The organism is Frankia nepalensis, assembly GCF_016786325.1.
Taxonomy (GTDB): domain Bacteria; phylum Actinomycetota; class Actinomycetes; order Frankiales; family Frankiaceae; genus Pseudofrankia; species Pseudofrankia nepalensis.
Window position 1 is genome coordinate 1 of the sequence record NZ_JADWYU010000288.1, and the last position, 4,678, is coordinate 4,678.

Sequence of the window (4,678 nt, forward strand, 5' to 3'; positions counted from 1 at the left end):
GGATCGGGGCTACCCCGTGTAGGAAACGCGAGCACAGCGGATCATGGTGTGGGCCGCTGCCGGCAGGCTGGGTGGGGTCGGGTCTTGCTGTGCGGATCGGGGCTACCCCGTGTAGGAAACGCGAGCACAGCGGATCATGGTGTGGGCCGCTGCCGGCAGGCTGGGTGGGGTCGGGTCTTGCTGTGCGGATCGGGGCTACCCCGTGTAGGAAACGCGAGCACAGCGCAACGGAACCCAACAGCGAAACCCTAACCAGGAGGCATTTCGGCGAGGACGTCGGCGGTGGCGGACAGGCCGAGGCGGGTCGCGCCGGCCTGCACGAACGCGAGCGCCTGGGAGGTGGTGCGGATCCCGCCGGACGCCTTGATCCCCAAGCGGCCGCCGACGGCCGCGTGCATCGCCCGCACGGCCCGCAGGCTCGCGCCGCCGCCCGGGTGGAAGCCGGTGGAGGTCTTGACGAAGTCCGCGCCGCCGGCGAGCGCCGCCCGGCAGGCCGAGCGGATCGTCGCGTCGGGCAGCAGGGTCGTCTCCAGGATGACCTTGAGGATGACCGGCGCGGGCGCGGCCAGCCGCACGTCGTGGATCTCGGTCTCCATCGCGACCCAGTTCTCGTCGATCGCGTTCGCGATGTCGATCACCATGTCGATCTCGGTCGCGCCGTCCGCGACCGCTCGCCGGGTCTCCTCGACCTTGATCGCGGTCAGGTGGTTGCCGTGCGGGAAGCCGATCACCGAGGCCACCGCGTAGGCGGGCCGGGAGGTGTCGCCGGAGTTCCGCGCCTCCTGGCGGGCGCTGGCCGCGGCCAGGTACACGTGCGTCGGTGCCACGCAGACCGCGGCGACGCCGAACTTCGCGGCGTCCGCGCACAGTTTGAGGACGTCGTCCGCGGTCGCGTCGGGCTTCAGCAGGGTGTGGTCGATGATCGCCGCCAGTTCCGCCCGGTTCGTCGGCACGGGGGGCAGCGGCGGCGTTTCCGGAGCAGGCGGGAACGGCCCGCGCGGGCCGGTGGGGGCGGGCTGGTCCGGTTCCTGGGCCGTCGTCATGGCCCTCATCTTTATCCGAGGTCGCCCTTCCGACGAGGCCCCTGCCCGCCTTCGTTCCGACGCGCGGTGGTAGACGTGCTTGTCGGGCCCGCGGCGCGCGCGGCCGGGCGGCCGCGCGGCGGGCGCGGAACTGGAGCAGGGAGCGTTTCGTGCAGGTAGATGTCCTCGACCATCCGCTCGCGGCGGTGGCGCTCACGCTCCTGCGGGACGAGACGACCCCCAGGGTGAGTTTCCGTTCCGCGCTGCACGACCTGGCGACGATGCTGATCTACGAGGCCACCCGGGGGCTGCCGACCGTGGCCGTGCCGGTGACGACGCCGCTCGCCGAGACCACCGGCGCGCGGCTCGCGGCCGAGCCGGTCGTCGTCCCCGTCCTGCGCGCGGGGCTTGGCATGCTCCCGGCCGCGCACGCCCTCATCCCGGACGCGGTCAGCGCCTTCATCGGTCTCGCCCGTGACGAGGAGACGTTCCAGCCGACCGTCTACCTGGAGTCCGTGCCCGCCGACCTGTCCGAGCGCCCGGTGCTGCTGCTCGACCCGATGCTGGCCACCGGCGGGTCCGCGCTGCACGCGCTGCGGCTGCTCGCCGCTCGCGGCGCCAGCGGCGTCGTCGTCGTCTCGGTCGTCTCGGCGCCTGAGGGAATCGCCGCGCTGGAGGCCAGCGGCCTGGACATCCGTGTCGTCACCGCCACCGTCGACGAGGGCCTCAACGAGACCGCCTACATCGTCCCCGGCCTGGGTGACGCCGGCGACCGTCTCTTCGGCGCGGTCTGATCCGGCGTCACGGGGCTGGTGGCGTGGGGCTCGGCGGACGGCCCGCCGTCTGGCCGAGGGACCTGGCCCACCGGACGAGGCCCGCCAGCCGCTCGGCGGACCGGGCGCGGGCGCTCGCGAGATCGCCGTCCGCGCTGACCGGTTCGGTGGCTTCCAGGTAGATCTTGAGCTTGGGCTCGGTGCCGCTCGGGCGGACGACGGCGCGGGCGCCCCCGGCGAGGCTGAAGATCAGGACGTCGGAGCGCGGGAGCCGTTCGTCCGCGCCGGTCGGGGCGAGCAGGTCACGGACGGCGGCAACCGGCAGGCCGGCGATCTCGTCGGGCGGATCGGCGCGCAGGCGGCGCAGCAGGGCCGTGCTGGCGGCCAGGTCGTCGACCCGGAGGGATACCTGCTCGGTCGCCGCGACGCCGAGCTCGCGGGCGAGGTCGTCGAGGCGGTCGAGCAGGCCACGGCCACGGGCGGCCTCGGCGGCGGCGATGCGGGCGATGGCCACCGCCGCCGTGAGACCGTCCTTGTCCCGGACGAGGTCGGGCCGCGTGGCGTAGCCGAGGGCCTCCTCGTAGCCGAAGACGAGAGCCGGGTCGGCACGCATGATCCATTTGAAGCCGGTGAGCGTCTCCGAGCAGCCGACTCCCCGGCGGGCGGCGAGCGCGCGCAGCGCCGTGGAGCTGACGACGGTGGTGGCGACCGGGCCGGGCGCGCGGCGCAGCACCTCGTCGGCGAGCAGCAGGCCCAGCTCGTCGCCGGTGAGAACCCGGCGGCCGACGGCGACGGCGAGCCGGTCCGCGTCCGGGTCGTTGGCGAGGACGACGTCCGCGCCGATCGCCTCCCCCAGCGCCAGGACCCGGTCCATCGCGCCCGGCTCCTCGGGGTTCGGGAACGGCGCCGTCGGGAAGTCCGGGTCGGGCTCGGCCTGCTCGGCGACGGCGGCCGGCTCCGGCAGGCCGGCCGCGGCGAACACCCGCCGCAGCACCCCCAGCCCGACGCCGTGCAGCGGCGTGTAGGCGATCCGGAGACCGGCCGGGGCGGTGGCCGGCGCGAGCGTGGCCGCCGCCTCGGTGACGTAGGCGGCCACGACGTCGTCGCCGAGCCTGGTCCAGGTGTCGGCGAGCGGGATGGCCATGGGCGGTGGGGCGGCGGCGATCGCGGCCTCGATCTGCGCGTCGGCGGGCGCGACCAGCTGGGCGCCGCTGGCCGGGGCGCCGGCTGGTCCGCCGAGATAGACCTTGTAGCCGTTGTCGGTGGCCGGGTTGTGGCTGGCGGTCACCATCACGCCCGCGGCGGCGCCTAGCCTGCGGACGGCGAACGCCAACACGGGTGTTGGCAGCGGGCCGGGCAACACCAGCGCCCGCAGCCCCGCCCCCGCGAACACCCGCGCGCTGTCCAGCGCGAACGCGTCGCTGCGCCGCCGCGCGTCGAACCCGATGACCACGGCCGGCGGCCCGGTGCCCTCGCCGACGCGCGCCGTACCCCGCGCCCCGGCGGCGGTCAGCCAGGTGGCGAGGCCGGCGGCGGCCCGGCGGACCACGGCGTGGTTCATCCCGTTGGGGCCGGCCCGCAGCGGCCCGCGCAGCCCCGCGGTCCCGAACGTCAGGCAGCCGGTGAACCGGTCGGCGAGCTCCGCCTCGGCCGCGGCGTCCCCGGCGCGCGCGGCTCCCACGAGCGCCTCGATCTCGGCGCGGTCGGCGGGGTCGGGGTCCTGCGCGGCCCAGGACCGCGCCCGGGCGATGAGTTCCACGCCTGCCCATGCTGCCCGCCCACGTGCCGGCACGTCACCCGCCCGCGCGCCCTCGCCCGCGGGAGCCGGTCAGAGCCGGGAGACGACCTCGGCCAGCAGGGCGCCCATGCGGGTGGCGGCGGCCTCGCCGGCGGCGAGGCCCTCCAGGTGGTTCAGCGGCTCGCCGGTCATGCCGGCGGCCAGGTTGGTGACCAGCGAGATCGCGAGCACCTCGGCGCCGGCGTTGCGGGCGGCGATCGTCTCGTGCACCGTCGACATGCCGACCAGGTCGGCGCCGAGCACGCGCAGCATCCGGATCTCGGCCGGGGTCTCGAAGTGCGGGCCGGGCAGTGCCGCGTACACGCCCTCGGCCAGCGTCGGCTCGACCTCGCGGGCGAGCGCTCGCAGCCGCGGCGCGTAGGCGTCGGTGAGGTCGGTGAACGCCGGGCCGACGAGCGGCGAGCGCCCGGTCAGGTTCAGGTGGTCGGCCACGAGGACGGGCTGGCCGACGTACATGTCGGGGCGCAGCCCGCCGGCCGCGTTGGTCAGCACCACCGTCGAGACGCCCGCCGCGCAGGCCGTGCGCACCCCGTGGACGACGTGCGCCAGGTCGTGGCCCTCGTAGGCGTGCACCCGGCCGAGGAACAGCAGCAGCCGGCGGCCGTTCAGCTCGACGGAACGGACCGAGGCGCCGTGCCCCGGCACGGTCGTCTCCGGGAAGCCGCCGAGCTCGGCGAAGGACACCTCGGCGAGCACCCGGCCCCGGGCCGCGAGCGTCTCGGCGGCGGGCTTCCAGCCCGAGCCGAGCACGACGGCCACGTCATGCCGGTCCGCGCCGGTGGCGGCGGTGAGCCGGGCGGCGGAGGCGGCGGCGTCCGGCCTGGCCGGAGACGGCGCTGGGATCTCCTGGCGCGCGCCGTCAGGGGCTCCGCGGTCGGCGTCGTCGGCAAGCTGCGTCACGGGCCGACTGTACGGCGTGCCCGGCACGCGCCCGGCACGCCCCGCGCCGCCGATCGCGCCGCCGTCGGCCGACGTCCGCGACTGGTTCGTGCCGCGCCGGCCGCTCCGCCGGCGAAAGCGGAAACGGGAGGCGGGGGGCGCCCCCGGGGGGGCGGCCCCCCCCCCCCCCCCCCCCCCCCCCCCGG

The 4,678-nt window shown here is 76.3% G+C and carries 4 protein-coding genes; 1 reads left to right on the plus strand and 3 read right to left on the minus strand.

What is annotated here, in order from left to right; translation table 11 throughout:
- Positions 1-248: 248 nt before the first annotated feature.
- Positions 249-1,043, minus strand: coding sequence for a deoxyribose-phosphate aldolase (gene deoC / locus I6A81_RS40460; RefSeq protein ID WP_203007717.1), 795 nt, complete (start codon positions 1,041-1,043; stop codon positions 249-251).
- Positions 1,044-1,192: 149 nt separating this feature from the next.
- Here deoC and upp point away from each other — a divergent pair, with 149 nt between their 5' ends.
- Positions 1,193-1,816 carry a uracil phosphoribosyltransferase gene (gene upp / locus I6A81_RS40465; RefSeq protein WP_203007716.1) on the plus strand — a complete coding sequence of 208 codons (624 nt, stop codon included), beginning with the start codon at positions 1,193-1,195 and terminating at the stop codon, positions 1,814-1,816.
- A gap of 7 nt (positions 1,817-1,823) precedes the next feature.
- On the opposite strand, the gene I6A81_RS40470 is transcribed toward upp, so the two are convergent.
- Positions 1,824-3,554, minus strand: a complete 1,731-nt coding sequence (locus I6A81_RS40470) for a phospho-sugar mutase (RefSeq protein ID WP_203007715.1) — start codon at positions 3,552-3,554, stop codon at positions 1,824-1,826.
- 69 nt (positions 3,555-3,623) lie between these two features.
- Entirely contained in the window at positions 3,624-4,520 is an 897-nt protein-coding gene (locus I6A81_RS40475; protein WP_407661466.1) for a purine-nucleoside phosphorylase, read from the minus strand.
- Positions 4,521-4,678 lie beyond the last annotated feature (158 nt).